The sequence below is a fragment of the Thalassobaculum sp. genome (assembly GCF_040219215.1).
Lineage (GTDB): Bacteria > Pseudomonadota > Alphaproteobacteria > Thalassobaculales > Thalassobaculaceae > Thalassobaculum_A.
Genome location: NZ_JAVJSX010000044.1, coordinates 32,512 through 48,759 on the forward strand (window position 1 = coordinate 32,512; position 16,248 = coordinate 48,759).

At 66.6% G+C, this 16,248-nt stretch carries 13 protein-coding genes; 2 read left to right on the forward strand and 11 right to left on the reverse strand.

Translation table 11 applies throughout. From position 1 onward, the window contains the following. Positions 1 to 107: 107 nt before the first annotated feature. Positions 108 to 584, forward strand: coding sequence for a GGDEF domain-containing protein (locus RIC54_RS25390; protein ID WP_350151568.1), 477 nt, complete (start codon positions 108 to 110; stop codon positions 582 to 584). Positions 585 to 669: 85 nt separating this feature from the next. On the opposite strand, the gene rpmG is transcribed toward RIC54_RS25390, so the two are convergent. The 9 genes from rpmG to RIC54_RS25435 all read right to left on the reverse strand — a co-directional run bounded on the left by rpmG (position 670) and on the right by RIC54_RS25435 (position 13,151). Then, complete coding sequence (rpmG, locus tag RIC54_RS25395) at positions 670 to 837, reverse strand: 50S ribosomal protein L33 (protein ID WP_007669461.1); 168 nt, start codon at positions 835 to 837, stop codon at positions 670 to 672. A gap of 86 nt (positions 838 to 923) precedes the next feature. Beyond that, on the reverse strand, positions 924 to 2,477 hold the full coding sequence (locus RIC54_RS25400; protein ID WP_350093761.1) for a S41 family peptidase: 1,554 nt from the start codon (positions 2,475 to 2,477) through the stop codon (positions 924 to 926). 113 nt (positions 2,478 to 2,590) lie between these two features. Continuing rightward, on the reverse strand, positions 2,591 to 4,825 hold the full coding sequence (gene rnr, locus RIC54_RS25405) for a ribonuclease R (RefSeq protein WP_350093764.1): 2,235 nt from the start codon (positions 4,823 to 4,825) through the stop codon (positions 2,591 to 2,593). 6 nt (positions 4,826 to 4,831) lie between these two features. After that, entirely contained in the window at positions 4,832 to 7,525 is a 2,694-nt protein-coding gene (gene topA / locus RIC54_RS25410) for a type I DNA topoisomerase (protein ID WP_350093767.1), read from the reverse strand. A 90-nt stretch (positions 7,526 to 7,615) separates the two neighbouring features. Further along, positions 7,616 to 8,755, reverse strand: a complete 1,140-nt coding sequence (gene dprA / locus RIC54_RS25415; RefSeq protein WP_350093770.1) for a DNA-processing protein DprA — start codon at positions 8,753 to 8,755, stop codon at positions 7,616 to 7,618. A gap of 124 nt (positions 8,756 to 8,879) precedes the next feature. Next, entirely contained in the window at positions 8,880 to 9,512 is a 633-nt protein-coding gene (gene plsY / locus RIC54_RS25420) for a glycerol-3-phosphate 1-O-acyltransferase PlsY (RefSeq protein ID WP_350151570.1), read from the reverse strand. Beyond that, a complete protein-coding gene (locus RIC54_RS25425; RefSeq protein WP_350093776.1) occupies positions 9,505 to 10,839 on the reverse strand; it encodes a dihydroorotase in 1,335 nt (444 codons plus the stop codon). The genes plsY and RIC54_RS25425 overlap by 8 nt, the downstream gene beginning before the upstream one ends. Positions 10,840 to 10,849: 10 nt before the next feature. After that, a complete protein-coding gene (locus RIC54_RS25430) occupies positions 10,850 to 11,845 on the reverse strand; it encodes an aspartate carbamoyltransferase catalytic subunit (RefSeq protein WP_350093779.1) in 996 nt (331 codons plus the stop codon). 58 nt (positions 11,846 to 11,903) lie between these two features. Further along, positions 11,904 to 13,151 carry a CaiB/BaiF CoA transferase family protein gene (locus RIC54_RS25435; RefSeq protein ID WP_350093782.1) on the reverse strand — a complete coding sequence of 416 codons (1,248 nt, stop codon included), beginning with the start codon at positions 13,149 to 13,151 and terminating at the stop codon, positions 11,904 to 11,906. Between the two features lie 152 nt (positions 13,152 to 13,303). Here RIC54_RS25435 and RIC54_RS25440 point away from each other — a divergent pair, with 152 nt between their 5' ends. After that, positions 13,304 to 14,341: a sodium:calcium antiporter gene (locus RIC54_RS25440; protein WP_350093785.1), complete on the forward strand. Its 1,038-nt coding sequence runs from the start codon at positions 13,304 to 13,306 to the stop codon at positions 14,339 to 14,341. 10 nt (positions 14,342 to 14,351) lie between these two features. Here RIC54_RS25440 and RIC54_RS25445 read toward each other — a convergent pair whose 3' ends face one another. Together RIC54_RS25445 and RIC54_RS25450 are read right to left on the reverse strand one after the other, a co-directional pair. Continuing rightward, positions 14,352 to 15,206 (reverse strand): TauD/TfdA dioxygenase family protein, encoded by an 855-nt coding sequence (locus tag RIC54_RS25445; protein WP_350093788.1) that lies wholly within the window; start codon positions 15,204 to 15,206, stop codon positions 14,352 to 14,354. A gap of 122 nt (positions 15,207 to 15,328) precedes the next feature. Then, positions 15,329 to 16,243 (reverse strand): AEC family transporter, encoded by a 915-nt coding sequence (locus RIC54_RS25450; RefSeq protein ID WP_350093791.1) that lies wholly within the window; start codon positions 16,241 to 16,243, stop codon positions 15,329 to 15,331. Positions 16,244 to 16,248: the final 5 nt, after the last annotated feature.

The following is a 16,248-nucleotide window of genomic DNA, read 5'->3' on the forward strand; positions in this document are numbered from 1 at the left end:
GGAACTGCTGCGAGAGAACTACGAGCAGAGCCTGTCCCTGGCGCTGACCGACAGCCTGACCGGGCTCTACAACCGGCGTTATCTGCTTCAGCCACCTGAAGCGGTTGATGGCGGACACCGGTCACCGTCACAAGCCGCTGTCCGTCCTGATGCTGGACGTCGATCACTTCAAGTTGGTGAACGACACCCACGGCCATGCGGTAGGCGATCTGGTCCTGCAGCACATAACCGAGATCATGCGGTCCAATGTTCGAAACGTGGACACGGTCGCCAGGCTGGGCGGCGAGGAGTTCGTCATCGTGATGCCGGACACCCACGAGACATTCGCGGTCCGGATTGCCGACCGGCTGCGGCAGCGGATCGCGGATACGCCGACCGTGCTGCCGGATGGACGGGCGCTGACGGTCACCGTCAGCATCGGCTGCGCCATGCGCGAGATGCTCGACGACGAAACCATGGAAGCGCTGATGAAGCGGGCCGACATGGCGCTCTATCGCGCGAAGGGTGCGGGCCGCAACCGGGTCGAGCGTGACGTGCCGGCCACAAATGATCCGGCTGCCTATGGCGACGCGACGGGATCCTAGCGTCGGCGTTTCAACGTCTGATGACCACAACGAAACAGGCCGCCCAAGAGGGCGGCCTGTTTCTCGTCAGCCCGAGGCGACGAGATCACTTGATCTTGGATTCCTTGAACAGCACGTGCTTGCGCACGACCGGATCGTACTTGCGCAGCTCCAGCTTCTCGGTCTTCGTGCGCGGGTTCTTCTTGGTCACATAGAAGTACCCCGTCTCGGCGGTGCTGACCATCTTGATCAGAACGGTCGCAGGCTTCGCCATCTTCGTCTCCTTCGCGAAATCGGAGCCGCAAACTAGCGATCACGCTCCGGAAGTCAAGCGCTGCGTTTCGGGTCCGAGCCTCGATGTCAGTGCTTGATCTCGGGCCGGTCGCCCAGCGCGATGTAGGAAGCGTTGAAGGCCTGCTGGAACAGATCCCGGTCGTCCAGCAGCCGATGGGCGATGCGGGTATCCAGGTCGTCGTCGCTCGGCGGATGATTGCCTTTGCACCAGGCCAAAAGCGCTTCCTGGCTTGCTTCGTCCAGGCTGTCCGCGGCGCGCCGGCGGTGCACGGCCTCGCCGGACTGCAGCCGGCCGTCCCGAAGGCCCTGAACGACGGATTCCAGATCGGTGTTGCCCTCTGCCGTACAGATCGACGGGAACACCCCGAACCGCGACAGCCGATACCCGGACGGAGCGTGCATTCGAGCCCAGGTCAAATGCATCTCGCGGTCGTTCGGCAGATCCACGATCCTCTGCACGGTCCCCTTGCCGTAGGAGCGGGCTCCGATCACTAGGGCACGTCCGGTATCCTGTAGGGCGGCGGCGACGACCTCGGCTGCCGAGGCGGATCCGGTGTCGATCAACACCACCACCGGCAGGTTGGTCATTTCCGGTTTCTGCGCTTCGAAAGCCTGATCCGATCTGGGGTGTCGGCCCTTGGTGGCGAGTATCGTTCCGCGATCTATGAACAGGTCGGACACATGGGCGGCCTGGGTCAACTCGCCGCCGCGGTTCTGGCGAAGATCGAGAATCAACCCGGCCATCGGCGACGGCGCGGCTCGCTGGAGCGTTTCGAACTCGGCTTCCAGGCTGCTGGCGGTATCGCGATTGAACCCGGAGATGTGGATATAGCCGACATTGTCGAGTCGTCGGGCGTGCACCGTGGACTCGATCACCGGGCGCCGTTCGAGGTTGGCCGATACCTGTTCGCCATTCCGGTCGAACGCCACCCGGACATGACTGCCGATCAAGCCACGCAGACGGTTGGCAACCTTGGCGACGGTCAGGCCTTCGGCCGACTGCCCTTCTATCGCGACGATCCGGTCACCGGCAGCGATGCCGGCATCCGCGGCGGGTGATCGGTCGAACACTGATGTCACGTAAACGTGGCCTTCGCGTTCCACGATCGTGATTCCGACCCCGGTATAGCCGATCCGGAATGCCTTGGCCGAGCGGGTTTCCTCAATGTTCAGATAGCGCGAATAGCGGTCGAGCTTTCGAAGGGCCGATTCGAAGGCAACCTGGTAGATCTGTTCCGGCGTCGCGTCGTGAATCGGCTTCGACGCGCTTCGGCCAGCATCGATCGCGGCGGACGTGAGCATCGCCCAGCGCGGGACGTCATCGGCCGAGGGGGTGACGAACTCGGCGATTGGCCGTCCGCTGATGGTGACGATCAACCGATCTCCTCGATGGGCATAGAGCACCGTAGGGTCCAGCGTCGTTATGCCGGACAGAGCGCCGAGTGCGATGGCGTCGGTCGGAATGGCGTCGACGTAGTAGTCGGCAATACCCTCGTACCCGGCAGAGAACATCTCCGCCGCCGTCCGTCGATCGTACTGGTTGGATGGGATTGCCGGACTGGTCGTCACGCACGAGCCGAGCCCGACGAGCAGAGCCATCGCCACGCCGAACCGCATCATGAGTGATGTTCCTCGACGACGAACGCAATCATGCTGCTTGGTCATTCAGGTCTCGGTGTGCGGCAGAGCGTCGCTCTGCATCAATGAAAGCATGGGGCAATCCGCCAACGGTATCAACGGCGACGCCCACCGCGGGGGCCGGGAGACCGTCGCGGAGCGGCGCCACGCCGACGGACTCGGCCCTGCTGCCCGGGGACTGGATCGCTGCCGCCGGATACGATCTCCAGGGCCAGCGCACCGGAGATCGGATCAGCCTCGATCAGGCGAACTTCAACCCGGTCGCCCAGCCGATAGACCCTACCGTGGAACCGGCCGGTCAGGCTGTGACGGGCCTCGTCGTGGTCGTAGTAGTCGTCGGGCAGCGATCGGATCGGTACCAGGCCATCGGCACCGGTTTCGTCCAGGGTGATGAACAGGCCGAAACGGGTCACGCCGTTGACGCGGCCGGTGAACAGGCCGCCGACCCGGTCGGCCAGATGCCGCGCCAGATAGCGGTCGACGGTCTGCCGTTCGGCGGCAGCCGCACGGCGTTCGGTTGCCGAGATGTGCTCGCCCCATTCGGAGAACTTCGCGTCGTCGTCCGGCCCGAGACTGCCATCGCCGAGGCGCAGCCCGCGGATCAGCGCCCGATGCACGAGCAGGTCCGAGTACCGCCGAATCGGCGAAGTGAAGTGAGCATATCGGGCGAGACCGAGGCCGAAGTGGCCGGCGTTGTCGGGGGCATAGTGCGCCTGCGCCTGTGAGCGCAGGACCATCTCGTTCACCATTCGCTCCGACGGTTGTCCACGGACCTTGGCCAGGATCCCGTTGAAGGTCTTCGGCCGGATGACCTGACCCTTGGCCAGACTGATGCCGAGACCTTCCAGGACGTCGGCCAGCGCGTTGACTTTCTCGGGATTGGGGCTCTCATGCACCCGGTACATGCAGGGCTGGCGCTTGGCCTCCAGCGTTTCGGCCGCGCAGACATTGGCCAGTACCATGAACTCCTCGATCAGCATGTGCGCGTCCAGACGGTCGCGGATGCCGATCTCGGCGATGTTCCCGGCGTCGTCCAGGATGACCCTCTTCTCGGGAATCTCCAGGTCGAGGGCGCCGCGCCGCTCGCGTTCCTTGCGCAGCGCCCGATACGCCGCGTACAGCGGTTCCAGCACCCCGACCGGCACTCCAGCGTCACTGCCGCCGTCGACCGCAGTCTGCACCTGGCGATAGGTCAGGCGCGCGGCCGACCGCATCAGTCCGCGGGTGAACCGGTGGCGACGTTTCTGGCCGTCCGCGTCGATGACGATTTCAACCGCCATGCAGGCCCGTTCTTCGGCAGGGCGCAGGGAGCATAGGCCGTTGGACAACGCCTCCGGCAGCATCGGCACGACCTGGTCGGGAAAGTAGACCGAATTGCCGCGCTTCAGGGCTTCCCGGTCGAGGGCGTCGCCCGGGCGGACGTAGTGGGCCACGTCGGCGATCGCGACCAGCAGCCGGAAGCCGCCCGGGTTCTCGGGATCCTCGTCGGGCGTGGCGAACACCGCGTCGTCGAAATCGCGGGCGTCCTCTCCGTCGATGGTGATCAGCGGGATGGCGCGCAGGTCCTCGCGTTTGCCGAGGGAAACGGGCTTGGCGCGCTCGGCAAGCTTCAGGGTTTCCTCCGGGAACACGTCCGGGATCTCGTGCTCCTGGATGGCGATCCGGCTGAACGATCGGGGGTCGGCAATACCGGCGAACCGTTCGATCACCCGTCCGGCCGGCAAGCCCATGCGATTGCGGCTGCGCGGCAGGATCTCGATCGAGACGAGGTCGCCGGGTGCGGCATCGCCGGCGTCGCGGTTGTCGACCGCGATCTCGGACTTTGCCTTCTTGTCGGTCGGCCGGACGCGGCCATTGCCGTCCTCGGTCCGCTCGAAGATGCCGAGGACCTTCGCTGCACCGCGCGGCAGGCGACGGATGATGCGGGCCACATAGCGGGTCTCGCCGCGCCGCTCCAGACGGACCAGCGCACGGTCACCGACGCCGAGCGCACCACCGCGGCGATCCTCCAGAATCAGGATCTGCGGTGCGGGACCGTCATCCTTCCAGGCGGCCGGGCGTGCCAGTGCCTCGCCGTTCTCGTCGGTGCCGGTGACTTCGACCACCGTGACCTCGGGCAGGGCGCCCGGGGGGGCAACTTTGCGACGGCGTCCGAAGTCCAGCAGGCCATCATCGGCCATGTCCTTCAGGATTCGCCGCAGATCGGCACGCTCCGGCCCTCGGACGTCGAAGGCTTTGGCGATCTCGCGACGTCCGACCGGCTTCGTGCTCGACTGCACGAACTCCAGGATCGCTTCACGACTCGGAACCGGAGCAGGGGCGCGCGCCATCTGGGATCAGGTCGCGGCCTTTCGGGCCCCGCCTCCGCTCGCTTTGGCCTTGGCTGTACCTTTTGCCGGAGCCTTCTTGGCGGCCGGCTTTTTGGCCGCAGCCTTCTTCGCCGCGGGCTTCTTCGCAGCCTTCGGCTTGGCAGCCGCCTTGGCGGGCTTCCCCTTGCCGCCGGCCGCTCCACCCTTTGCCGCTTTGGCGGCCAGGATCTCCAGCGCGCGTTCCAGCGCGATGTCGTCCATCGACTCGCTCTTCGGCAGAGTAGCGCGCAGCGCACCATGTTGGGCATAGGGGCCAAAGCGCCCTGCATGCACCGTCACCGGTTTGCCGTCGTCGGGATGATCACCGAGCGCCCGCCCGGCCTTCTTCTTGGCACCCTTCTGCGCGATCAGTTCGACCGCATGGTTCAGGCCGATCGTCAGCACCGTGTCGTCGGGCGGCAGGTTCACGTAGACGCTGTCGTATTTCAGGTATGGTCCGTAGCGGCCGATGCCAGCCTCGATCTTGGTGCCGGTCTCGGGATGGTCGCCGATCGGCCGGGGAAGGGACAGCAGCGACAGACCCTTCGGCAGGTCGATGTCCGCTGGCGGCATCTGACGCGGCAGCGAGGCGCGCTTCGGCTTTTCCTTCGAGCCTTCCGGGGGCTCGCCGAGCTGCACGTACACCCCGTACGGACCTTTGCGCAGGCTGACCTCCTGACCGGTCTCGGGGTCTATGCCGAGGACCTTGGGCAGGTTCATTTCCTCGCCATCTGCACCGTTGGTCTTGCCGCCGGCGGCTTCGCCGAGCTGCCGGGTGAAGCGGCAGTTCGGGTAGTTCGAGCAACCGATGAACGCCCCGAATTTGCCGAGGCGAAGCGACAGCCGCCCGCCGTCGCAACTGGGGCAGCCGCGGTCCGGGGCGCCGTCCGGTCCGGTCGGGAAGAAGTGGGTGGCGAGTTCCTGGTCGAGCGCCTCGATGACCTGGGTGATCGACAGGTCCTTGGTGCCGTCGACCGAGCCCTTGAACGCCTGCCAGAACTCGCGGAGCACCTTGCGCCAGTCGAGCTGACCGGCCGACACGTCGTCGAGCTGGGTCTCAAGATCGGCGGTGAAGTTGTAGGCGACATAGCGGGTGAAGAAACTGGAGAGGAACGTGGTCACCAGCCGGCCACGGTCTTCCGGAACAAAGCGTCGCTTGTCGAGGGTGACGTACTGTCGGTCCTGCAGCACCTGCATGATGCTGGCGTAGGTCGACGGCCGACCGATGCCGAGCTCCTCGAGCTTCTTCACCAGGCTCGCCTCGGAGTAGCGCGGCGGCGGCTGGGTGTGATGCTGATCCGAGCGGGTTTCCTGGCGGGCGACGTTCTCGCCGCGCTCGACCGGCGGAAGGATCTTGCCGGACTCGTCGTCCTCGGACGCCGGCTCGTCGCGATCTTCCTGATACAGTGTCAGGAAGCCGTCGAACGCGATGACCGAACCGGTGGCGCGCAGGGTCGACCGGCCCTTGCGATCGAGCACGTCGATCGCCGTCTGGTCGAGTTCGGCGCTGGCCATCTGGCTGGCGACCGTGCGCTTCCAGACCAGGGTGTAGAGCTTCAGCTGGTCGGCATCGATGTGGTTCTTCAGGCTGTCCGGCGTGCGCTTGACGTCGGTCGGACGGATCGCCTCGTGCGCTTCCTGCGCGTTCTTGGCCCGCGAGGTGTAGACCCGGGCGGTGTTCGGCAGGTAACGGTCGCCATAGGTCGACCCGATGGCGGTGCGGATCGACTGGATGGCTTCCTGACTGAGCTGGACGCCGTCGGTACGCATGTAGGTGATGAGGCCAACGGTCTCGCCGTCGAAATCCACACCTTCATAGAGGCGCTGCGCCAGCTGCATGGTCCGGGTGGCGCTGAACCCGAGCTTGCGCGAGGCTTCCTGCTGCAGGGTCGAAGTGGTGAACGGCGGCTGCGGGTTGCGCCGGACCCGCTTCTTCTCGACCTCGCTGATGGTGAAGTCGCCGGCCTCGATGGCGGCGACCGCAGCCTTGGCCTGGGCTTCGTTCTTGATGTCGAGCCGGTCGAGCTTGGTCCCGTCGAGGTGGGTCAGCCGGGCAGTGAAGGACTTCCGCTCCTGGGTGCGGAAATCGGCCTCGATGCTCCAGTACTCTTGCGGGTTGAAGCGCTCGATCTCGGCCTCGCGCTCGGAGATCAGCCGCAGCGCGACCGACTGCACGCGACCGGCCGACCGAGCGCCCGGCAGCTTGCGCCACAGCACCGGCGACAGGGTGAAGCCGACGAGGTAGTCCAGGGCGCGTCGCGCCAGATAGGCGTCGATCAGGTCCTGGTCGAGGGCGCGCGGCTTGGCGATGGCGTCAAGAACCGCCGACTTGGTGATTTCGTTGAAAGCGACCCGCGTCACATCGATGCCCTTGAGCGCCTTGCGCTCCTCCAGCACCTTCTGGACATGCCAACTGATCGCTTCGCCCTCGCGATCCGGGTCAGTGGCCAGGATCAGTTGGCTGGCACCCTTCAGCGCCTCGGCAATCGCCTTGACCTGCTTCTCGGCCCGCGGGTCGGTCTGCCAGAGCATCGCGAAATCCTGGTCCGGATCGACCGATCCGTCCTTCGGTGGCAGATCACGGATGTGCCCGTAGCTGGCCAGGACGTGATAATCGTCACCCAGGTATTTGTTGATCGTCTTGGCTTTGGCGGGGGATTCAACGACGACGACTTTACTCATGCGGTGCGTTCGCTTCCCTGTGGCCTCTTCCGGCGACGCCCTTCGGGCGCACGGTCTATCCGGCCCGGCGCGGCCGTTGGCATAGTGCCCTCAAGCCGGGGTACCCATCCGTCGCGCCACCTGGTTTCCCGGATATCGGTCGACCAGACCGGCAAGTTCCGCTTCAAGGAGTGCGGTCGCGACGATTGGTGCAGACAATTGGCAGCCGCGGATGAGTTCGTCAACCGGCACCGGTTCCGGTCCAAGCGCATCGAGCACCGTTTGGCGCACACTATGGTCGGTCTCCGTCGGGAGCGGGACCGGCCCCGGATCGCACAGGCCCCCGGCCTTTCCGACCGCCAAATTGACCGACGGAAGGAAGTCGAGGGCCGACAGAACATCCTGGGCATCCTGTATCAGCAAGGCAGCTCCGTCCTGGATCAGGGCGTTGCATCCGGTGCAGCGCGGATCGAGCGGTGACCCCGGAACCGCGAACACCTCGCGACCCTGATCGAGGGCGCGACGGGCGGTGATCAGGGAGCCCGAGCGTTTGGCCGCTTCGACCACGACCGTTCCGAGCGTCAATCCCGAGATGATGCGGTTGCGTGTCGGAAAATGCCGGGCTTGCGGTTCGGTGCCGACCGGCATCTCGGCAACCGCGGTTCCGCTGTCGACGATTCGCCGCAGCAATCCTGCATGCTCCGGCGGGTACGTCACGTCGATCCCGCCGGCAAGCACCGCAACGGTCCCGGAGTCGATGGAGCCTTCATGGGCCGCCGCATCGATGCCGCGGGCCAGACCGGACACCACGGCGTAGCCGGCTTCGCCGAACGCACGGGCCAAACTGCCGGCGAACCGGCAGCCGTTCACCGACGCGTTGCGGCCGCCGACCACCGCGATCGATGGCCTGGACAGCAGCCTCGGGTCACCGGCAATCGAGAGACAGGGCGGCGCGTCGTCGATCGCGGCCAGCCGGGCCGGGTAATCCGGGTCGCCGAGCACCAGCAGCGCAGTTCCGATGCGTTCAACGGATGCGAACTCGCGCTTGGCATCGTCGATCGACGGTACTTTCAGGGCGCGCCGACGACCGCCGCGGCGCGCCAGGTCGGGGAGGGCCTGCAGCGCGGCGGCGGCGCTTCGGTATCGGGCAAGCAGGTGCCGGAAGGCTACCGGCCCGACGTTCTCGGTACGGATCAGCCGCAGACGGTCAAGGCGTTCGCCTTCGTCGAGGCGGGGCAGGGCTGTGGGCATGGACGGGCGCTCCGGTGGCGGCGATCCAGGCGGCTATGGGTGGGACAGGGCGGGAATTACGGAACGATACGGGTTCGTATCGAACTGGAAGGAAAAACCGCAAAAACAGTTTCGAAACCGAGAATCAGGTTTCAGTTTTCTTTGAACGGCTTAGGTTGATCCGGCCTTCTTTGCCGCGCAGCAGGCGGGCAATGTTCTCATGGTGCCGGATCCACACCAGGGCGGCGATGAAAGCGCCCAGTTCAGCGTACTGCGGACCATCGATCTGCCACGCCACCAACGGAGCGACGGCGAGCGCGACCAGCGCGGCAACCGACGAGTACCGCAGGACGGCAGCGACAACCAGCCAGATGGCGCAGGCGATCAACCCGACCGGCCAGGACAGTGCCAGCCAGACTCCGATGGCGGTCGCCACCCCCTTGCCGCCCTTGAACCTGAGCCAGACCGGAAAGCAATGACCCAGCAGAACGCCGCCCGAGGCCAGCACCGCCATATCCGGGCCATACTGTGCGGCGATCAGCACCGCGACCGCACCTTTGCCGCCGTCCAGCAGCAGGGTCGCTGCCGCCAATCCCTTGCGCCCGGTGCGCAGAACGTTGGTGGCGCCGATGTTGCCGGAGCCGATGTTCCGGATGTCGCCGAGTCCGGCCAGCTTGGTCAGCACCAGTCCGAACGGGACTGAGCCAAGCAGGTAGGCGAGCGCGACGGCCGCATAGAACGGCCACGTGTAGGCGAAGCTGCCAAGCGGATCAGGCATGGGCGGTCTCCCGGCGCGAACGCGGTCCGGCGGCTTCGGTGTCGAGATCGAACACGGTGCGGCCGCGGTATACCGTCCGCCACACCCGTCCCTGGGCCGGCTTGCCGTCGAACGGGCTGTTCTTCGACTTCGACCGGAACTTCGATGCGTCGATCCGAACCGCCCGGTCCGGCTCGAACACCACCAGATCGGCCCAGGCGCCAACCGACAGCCGGCCGACTTCCAGCCCAAGGATGGCGGCCGGCCGGGCCGTCAGGCGGTCGATGATGTCGAGCAGCGGCATGGCGCCATCGTGGTGCAGCCCCAGGCTGACCGGCAGCAGGGTCTCCAACCCGACCGCGCCGGGTACGGCCTGGGCGAACGGCACGCGCTTGGAGTCCTGGTCCTCGGGATTGTGGTCGCTGGCAATGGCATCGATCGTGCCGTCGGCGACCCCGGCGACCACCGCCTGCCGGTCGGCCTCGGATCGCAGCGGTGGCGACATCCGGGCGAAGGTCCGATAGTCGACGATCGCCAGTTCATTCAGCGCAAAGTAATGCGGGGCGGTGTCGCAGGTGACTGACAGGCCCTCGGCCTTGGCTCGGCGGATCGCCTCGATCGCCGCACCGGTCGAGACATGGGCGGCGTGATACCGCCCTCCGGTGAGGCGCACCAGCTGCAGGTCGCGTTCCACCATCATGACTTCGGCGCAGGCCGGGATGGCCGGCAGGCCGAGGCGCGTCGCGGTCTCGCCCTCGGTGGCGCAGCCCTCGCGGGCCAGGGTCGGCTCCTCCGGGTGCTGGATCACCGGCCGGCCGAACATGGTGGCGTAGGACAGCAGCCGGCGCATTACGACCGGGTCGGCGATGGCCTTCGTGCCGTCGGTAAAGCCGACCGCGCCGGACGCTGACAGCAGGCCGATCTCGGTCATCTCCTCGCCGCGCATCCCCTTTGTGGCGGCGGCGTAGGGATGGACGTTGACCAACCCGACTTCCTGGGCGAGGCGCTCGACGAATTCCAACAACGACACGTCGTCGATGATCGGGTTGGTGTTCGGCAGGGTCGCCAGGGTCGTCACACCGCCGGCGACCGCCGCCTGCTGCAGCGAGGCCAGGGTTTCCATATGCTCTTCGCCCGGCTCGCGGGTCTGGACCCGCATGTCGACCAGGCCGGGCGCCAGGCACCGGCCCCCGCAATCCACCACCTCGGCATCGGCCTGGATGGCGTCCACGAAAACGTTCGGGCCGACCTCGACGATCTTGCCGTCGCGGACCAGCACCGCACCCTTGGCATCGAGCCGGCTGGCCGGGTCGAGCAGGCGGGCGTTCTTGTACAGCGTGGCTCTCACAGGATCGCTCTCACTGGTTCTTCGCCCACGGTTCGGTCTGGTTGGTCACCAGCGCGTCGAGCACCGCCATCCGCACGGCCACGCCCATCTCCACCTGCTCGCGGATCAGCGAACGGTCGATGTCGTCGGCGACCACCGAGTCGATCTCCACGCCGCGGTTCATCGGCCCCGGATGCATGATCAGCGCGTCCGGCTTGGCCGCCAGCAGCTTCTCGTAGTCGAGCCCGTAGTAGCGGAAATACTCCCGGATCGACGGCACGTAGCTGCCCTTCATCCGCTCGGTCTGCAGCCGAAGCATCATGACGATGTCGCACCCGGCGATGCCGCGCTCCATGTCGTGATGCACCTCGACGCCGAGCCGCTCGATCCCGGCCGGCAGCAGGGTCGGCGGGGCGACGACCCGGACCCGTGCGCCCATGATCGACAGCAGGTGGATGTTCGAGCGCGCGACCCGGCTGTGGGTGACGTCGCCGCAGATCGCGACCTCCAGCCCTTCCAGCGCGCCGCGGCGACGGCGGATCGCCAACGCGTCCAACAGCGCCTGGGTCGGATGCTCGTGGCTGCCGTCGCCGGCGTTGATGACCGAGCAGTTGACCTTCTCGGCCAGCAGGTGGACCGCGCCGGAGTCCGAGTGCCGCACGACCAGGGCGTCGGGGTGCATGGCATTCAGGGTCATGGCGGTGTCGATCAGGGTCTCGCCCTTCTTGATCGAGGAGGTCGACACCGACATGTTGATGACGTCGCCGCCCAGCCGCTTGCCGGCCAACTCGAAGCTGGTGCGGGTGCGGGTCGAGTTCTCGAAGAACAGGTTGATCAGCGTGCGACCGCGCAGGGTCGACGCCTTCTTGTCGGCTTGCCGGTTCTGCTCGACGAACCCGTCGGCCCGGTCCAGGAGGAAATTGATGTCGGATCGCGTCAGCCCCTCGATTCCGAGGAGGTGGCGATAGGGATACCGGGAGCCGTCTGAAGGGGCGGTCGCGGTGTCGCTGGCGATGGCGCTGGTCATTAAAGCGTCGTTATAGGGGGCGCCACCGGGTACCGGCAAGCATCGCCCGTCACGAATCTCAAATCACCCCGGATTCCTTGAGCTTCGCCAGCGCGTCCGCCGGCAGGCCGAGTTCGCCGCCCAGCACCTCCTCGGTGTGCTGACCGAGAATCGGCGGCGGACGACGGTACTCCGCCGGGGTGTCCGACAGCTTCAGCGGGTAGGCGATGCTCGGCACGCCTTCGGGGCTGAACGGGTGGTCGGGGATGCTCTGCTGCATGCCGCGCGCCCGGACCTGCGGATCGTCGAACACCTGGTCGATGTCGTTGACCGGGCCGCACGGCACACCGACCGATTCCAGGCCGGCGACCCATTCGGCGGTCGTTCTGGCCCGCATGATGGCAGCGACGGTGGCGACCGACTCGGCCCGGTTGCGTACCCGGGCCACGTTGGTGGCGAAGCGCGGATCGGCGACCACGTCCTCGCGCCCGGCGAACCGGCAGAACTTGGCGAATTGCTGGTCGTTGCCGACGCCCAGGATCACGTGGCCGTCGGCTGTTGCGAACACCTGGTAGGGCGTGATGTTCGGGTGGGCGTTGCCGAGCCGGGTGGGGGCGGTGCCGCCGACCAGGTAGTTCAGGCCCTGGTTGACCAGCCAGCTCACCTGGGTGTCCAGCAGGGCGGCGTCGATGTACTGGCCGCGTCCGGTGGCGTCGCGGTGGCGCAGGGCGGCCAGGATGGCGGTAGCGGTGTGCATGCCGGTCATCACGTCGGCGATCGCCACGCCGACCTTCATCGGCTCGCCGCCGTCCTCGCCGGTCACGCTCATGATCCCGCCCATGCCCTGGGCCAGGAAGTCATAGCCGGCGCGCGGTGCGTAGGGACCGGTCTGGCCGAATCCGGTGATGCTGGCATAGACCAGCCGCGGGAACCGCTCGCGCAGCTGTTCGAACGACAGGCCGTAGCGCGCCATGTCGCCGACCTTGAAGTTCTCGATGAAGACGTCGGCGGTCTCCAGCAGTTTCAGCAGCACCTCGCGGCCCTCGGGACGCGAGATGTCCAGCCCGACCGAGCGCTTGTTGCGGTTGCACGACAGGTAGTAGGCGCTCTCCGAGGTGTCCTGACCGCCGGCATCCTTCAGGAACGGCGGTCCCCATTTGCGGGTGTCGTCGCCCATGCCCGGCCGCTCGATCTTCACGATGTCGGCACCGAGATCCCCCAGGGTCTGGGTGCAGATCGGCCCGGCCAGGATGCGCGAGCAGTCGATGACACGGATCCCGGCAAGGGCACCGGCGGCGGGGACGGCGGATTCGGAGGTATCGGTCATGGCGCTCGAGGGGTGGCGGGAAGGGGGGCGATGGTGCGATGAGCGACGATGGGGATCAAGCTGCGCGACGGCGAGGTTGGAACCGTCCCCAAGCGTCATATGTGCAAACGTGCCCTTCCGTCTTCCATCCGCAGCCAACCAGCAAGGACCGCTTGATCGACTTTTCCTCCTACGACCTCGGTGTCGTCGTCGCAATCTTCGTCGCTTCCGGCGCCGCCGTTCTGGTGTGCGGGGTCCGCCTCACGAGCGTCGCCGACCGGCTCGCCCATCAAAGCGGCGTCGGCGGCGCAGTGATTGGTGCCGTCGTGCTTGGTGCATTGACCTCGCTCTCAGGAAGCGTGACGTCGGTGTCTGCCGCGGCGGCCGGGCACCCCGAGCTGGCGACAGCCAACGCGATCGGAGGAATCGCGGCACAGACCATGTTCCTCGTGTTCGGCGACATCGCCTACCGTCGCGCGAACTTGGAACATGCGGCCGCTTCTTTGCCCAATGTTCTGTCCGGCTGCCTGCTGGTCATCATGCTCGGATTGATCCTGATCGCCGCCCTGCTGCCGTCGGTGACGGTTGCTGGCGTACATCCTCTGACCCCGGCGTTGCTGCTCGTCTACGTTGTCGGAATGCGGGCCGTCGACCGGTCGCGATGGCAACAGAGCTGGGTTCCGCGGAGGACCGACGACACCCGGCTCGACGCGCCGGACCCTCAGGCCCCTCACGATGGGTCAACGTTAAAGCTGTGGACCGCAATCCTCGGATTGGGCGCAATCGTGGGCGGAGCCGGATATCTGATCTCCGGTAGTGCGCTCTCCATGGCATCCGAGTTGGGAATCCGCGAAGGATTGATCGGTGCGCTGTTGACCTCGATCGTGACTTCAACGCCCGAACTCGTCACGACTGTGGCGGCGGTGCGTCGTGGCGCGCTGGCACTGGCGGTCGGCGGAATTCTCGGCGGCAACACGTTCGACGTTCTGTTCACGGCGTTCTCGGACCTCGCCTACAGATCCGGTTCGATCTATCACACGATGCGGCTGGACCAGATCTTCCTGGTAGTCCTGACCATCGTCATGACCGCGATCCTGATCTTCGGCCTGCTGCACAGGGAGAGGCGGGGCTTCGCGAACATCGGGTTCGAAAGCGTGTGTCTGATCGTGCTCTATGCCAGTGGCATGTTAGCTCTGGTCTGGGCGTTCTGAACGGGAGCACTCACGCCGCCACGGGCAATTCGCCTGCAAACGTCGTGCGCCACAGCAGTCGGCGATGTCCGTCGTAGTCGTTGACCGCGAAGTGCAGGGTCATCCGGTTGTCCCAGATCACCAGGTCTCCCGGTTGCCAGCGGTGGCGGCAGCAGAACTCCGGCCGGGTCATGTGGGCATAGAGACGTGAGAGGATCGGCGCACTTTCTTCCTCGCTCATGCCGTCGAGGCGGATCGTGTAGATCGGGTTCAGGAACAGCGCGGCCCGGCCGCTGACTGGATGGAGGCGCACCATCGGGTGGGCGATCTCGCGGTCGGCCTCGGGGTCGCCACGGGCGATCTTGATCGAGCGGCTGGTCGCCACGGTGGGCGCGTGACGTACGCCATAGGGCGCACCGGTCTGGATCGCCCTTCGGCCGTTCACAAGAGCGCGCAGGTCGTCGGGAAGGGTGTCCCAGGCGGTGGCCTGATCGGCCCAAAGGGTATCGCCGCCGACTGGCGGCAGGTCGACCGCCTGCAGCAGCGAGCCGCCGGGGGGCCGCTCCAGGAACGAGAAGTCGGAATGCCAGTCGCCGCCGAAGGTGGAGATCCGCTGCTCGTCGGCCTCCTTCAGCACGGCGACCACATCAGGGTCTTCGGCCGATGGTGCGATGTAAGGGACCCGGAACAACGGGCCGAACACCTCGGTCGCCCGTTTCAGCGCCGCCATATCCAGAAACTGATTGGGCAGGAACAGCACCAGCCGATCGGCCAACGCCCTGCGCAGGGCCTGGGCCAAGGCGTCATCGACCGGGTGCTTCAGGTCGATGCCGGTCAGCCGAGAGCCAAGCCTGGGCGTGACCGGTTCCGAGGCGAGATCTGCCATTGCGTCCGCTCCGTTCCTACGTGGCCAGCCTGCGGCCGGCCCTTCAGGATGTCAGAGCGTTGTAGTGGTGATCAAACGCGCGAGTTCAATTGTTCTCAACATCTGGGTGTTGCCGTGTGGGCCTAGCCGACCCAGGCGATGAACAGCGGAAGGGTCACCGCCGCCATCGCCACCTGGGTGGTCAGGATCGCCGCCATCAGGGCGTGGTCGCCGCCCAGCGCGCGGGCGAACACGTAGGACGAGGCCGAGCTGGGCAGGGCGTTGAACAGCACCGCGACCTGCAACGCCACTCCGCTGAGGCCGAGCGGATTGGCCAGCGCCAGGGTCAGCGCCGGCACCGCCATCAGCTTCAGCGCGTTCGAGAGCAGCAGCGGCGCCCAGCCGGTGCGCAGCGCCGAGAACCGCAGGCCGGCGCCGACCGCCAGCAGACCGAGCGCAAGCGCGCCGCGGCCCATCAATTCCAGCCCGTCGGCGACCAGCGGGTGCAGGCCGATGCCGCTGGCGTTCAGGGCGATGCCGAGCAGGCAGGCAATAATAATCGGGTTCTTGGCCATCGAGGAAAGGACGACGCGCATTCCGGCCGGCTTGTCGCCGATCATCCGGGTCAGGAACCATACCGACAAAGCGTTCACCAGCGGGATCACTGCTGCGATGCCGACAGCGGCCAGCGCCACCCCATCGTGGCCGTACAGCGCCCCGGCGGCGGCGATGCCGATATAGGTGTTCTGGCGGATCGCCCCCTGGATGACGCTGGTGTACGCCGCCCCTCCAATGCGGGTGATCCGCTGGATTGCGACCAGGAATCCGGTGACGATCAGCACCGCGCCGGCCATCGCCGCCACCATCGGTCCGATCTCGTAGCCGGTCAGGTCGGTGCCGCCGAGCTTGAGCACCAGCAGGGCCGGCAGCAGCACCCAGTAGGTGATCAACTCGATGCCACGCCAGCCGTCCTCGCCGATCGGTCCGATCGGCCGCAGGATCGCGCCGACCACGATCAGGCCGAACACCGGCGCCAGGGCGGCGAGGGTAGCGTTCATGCGGT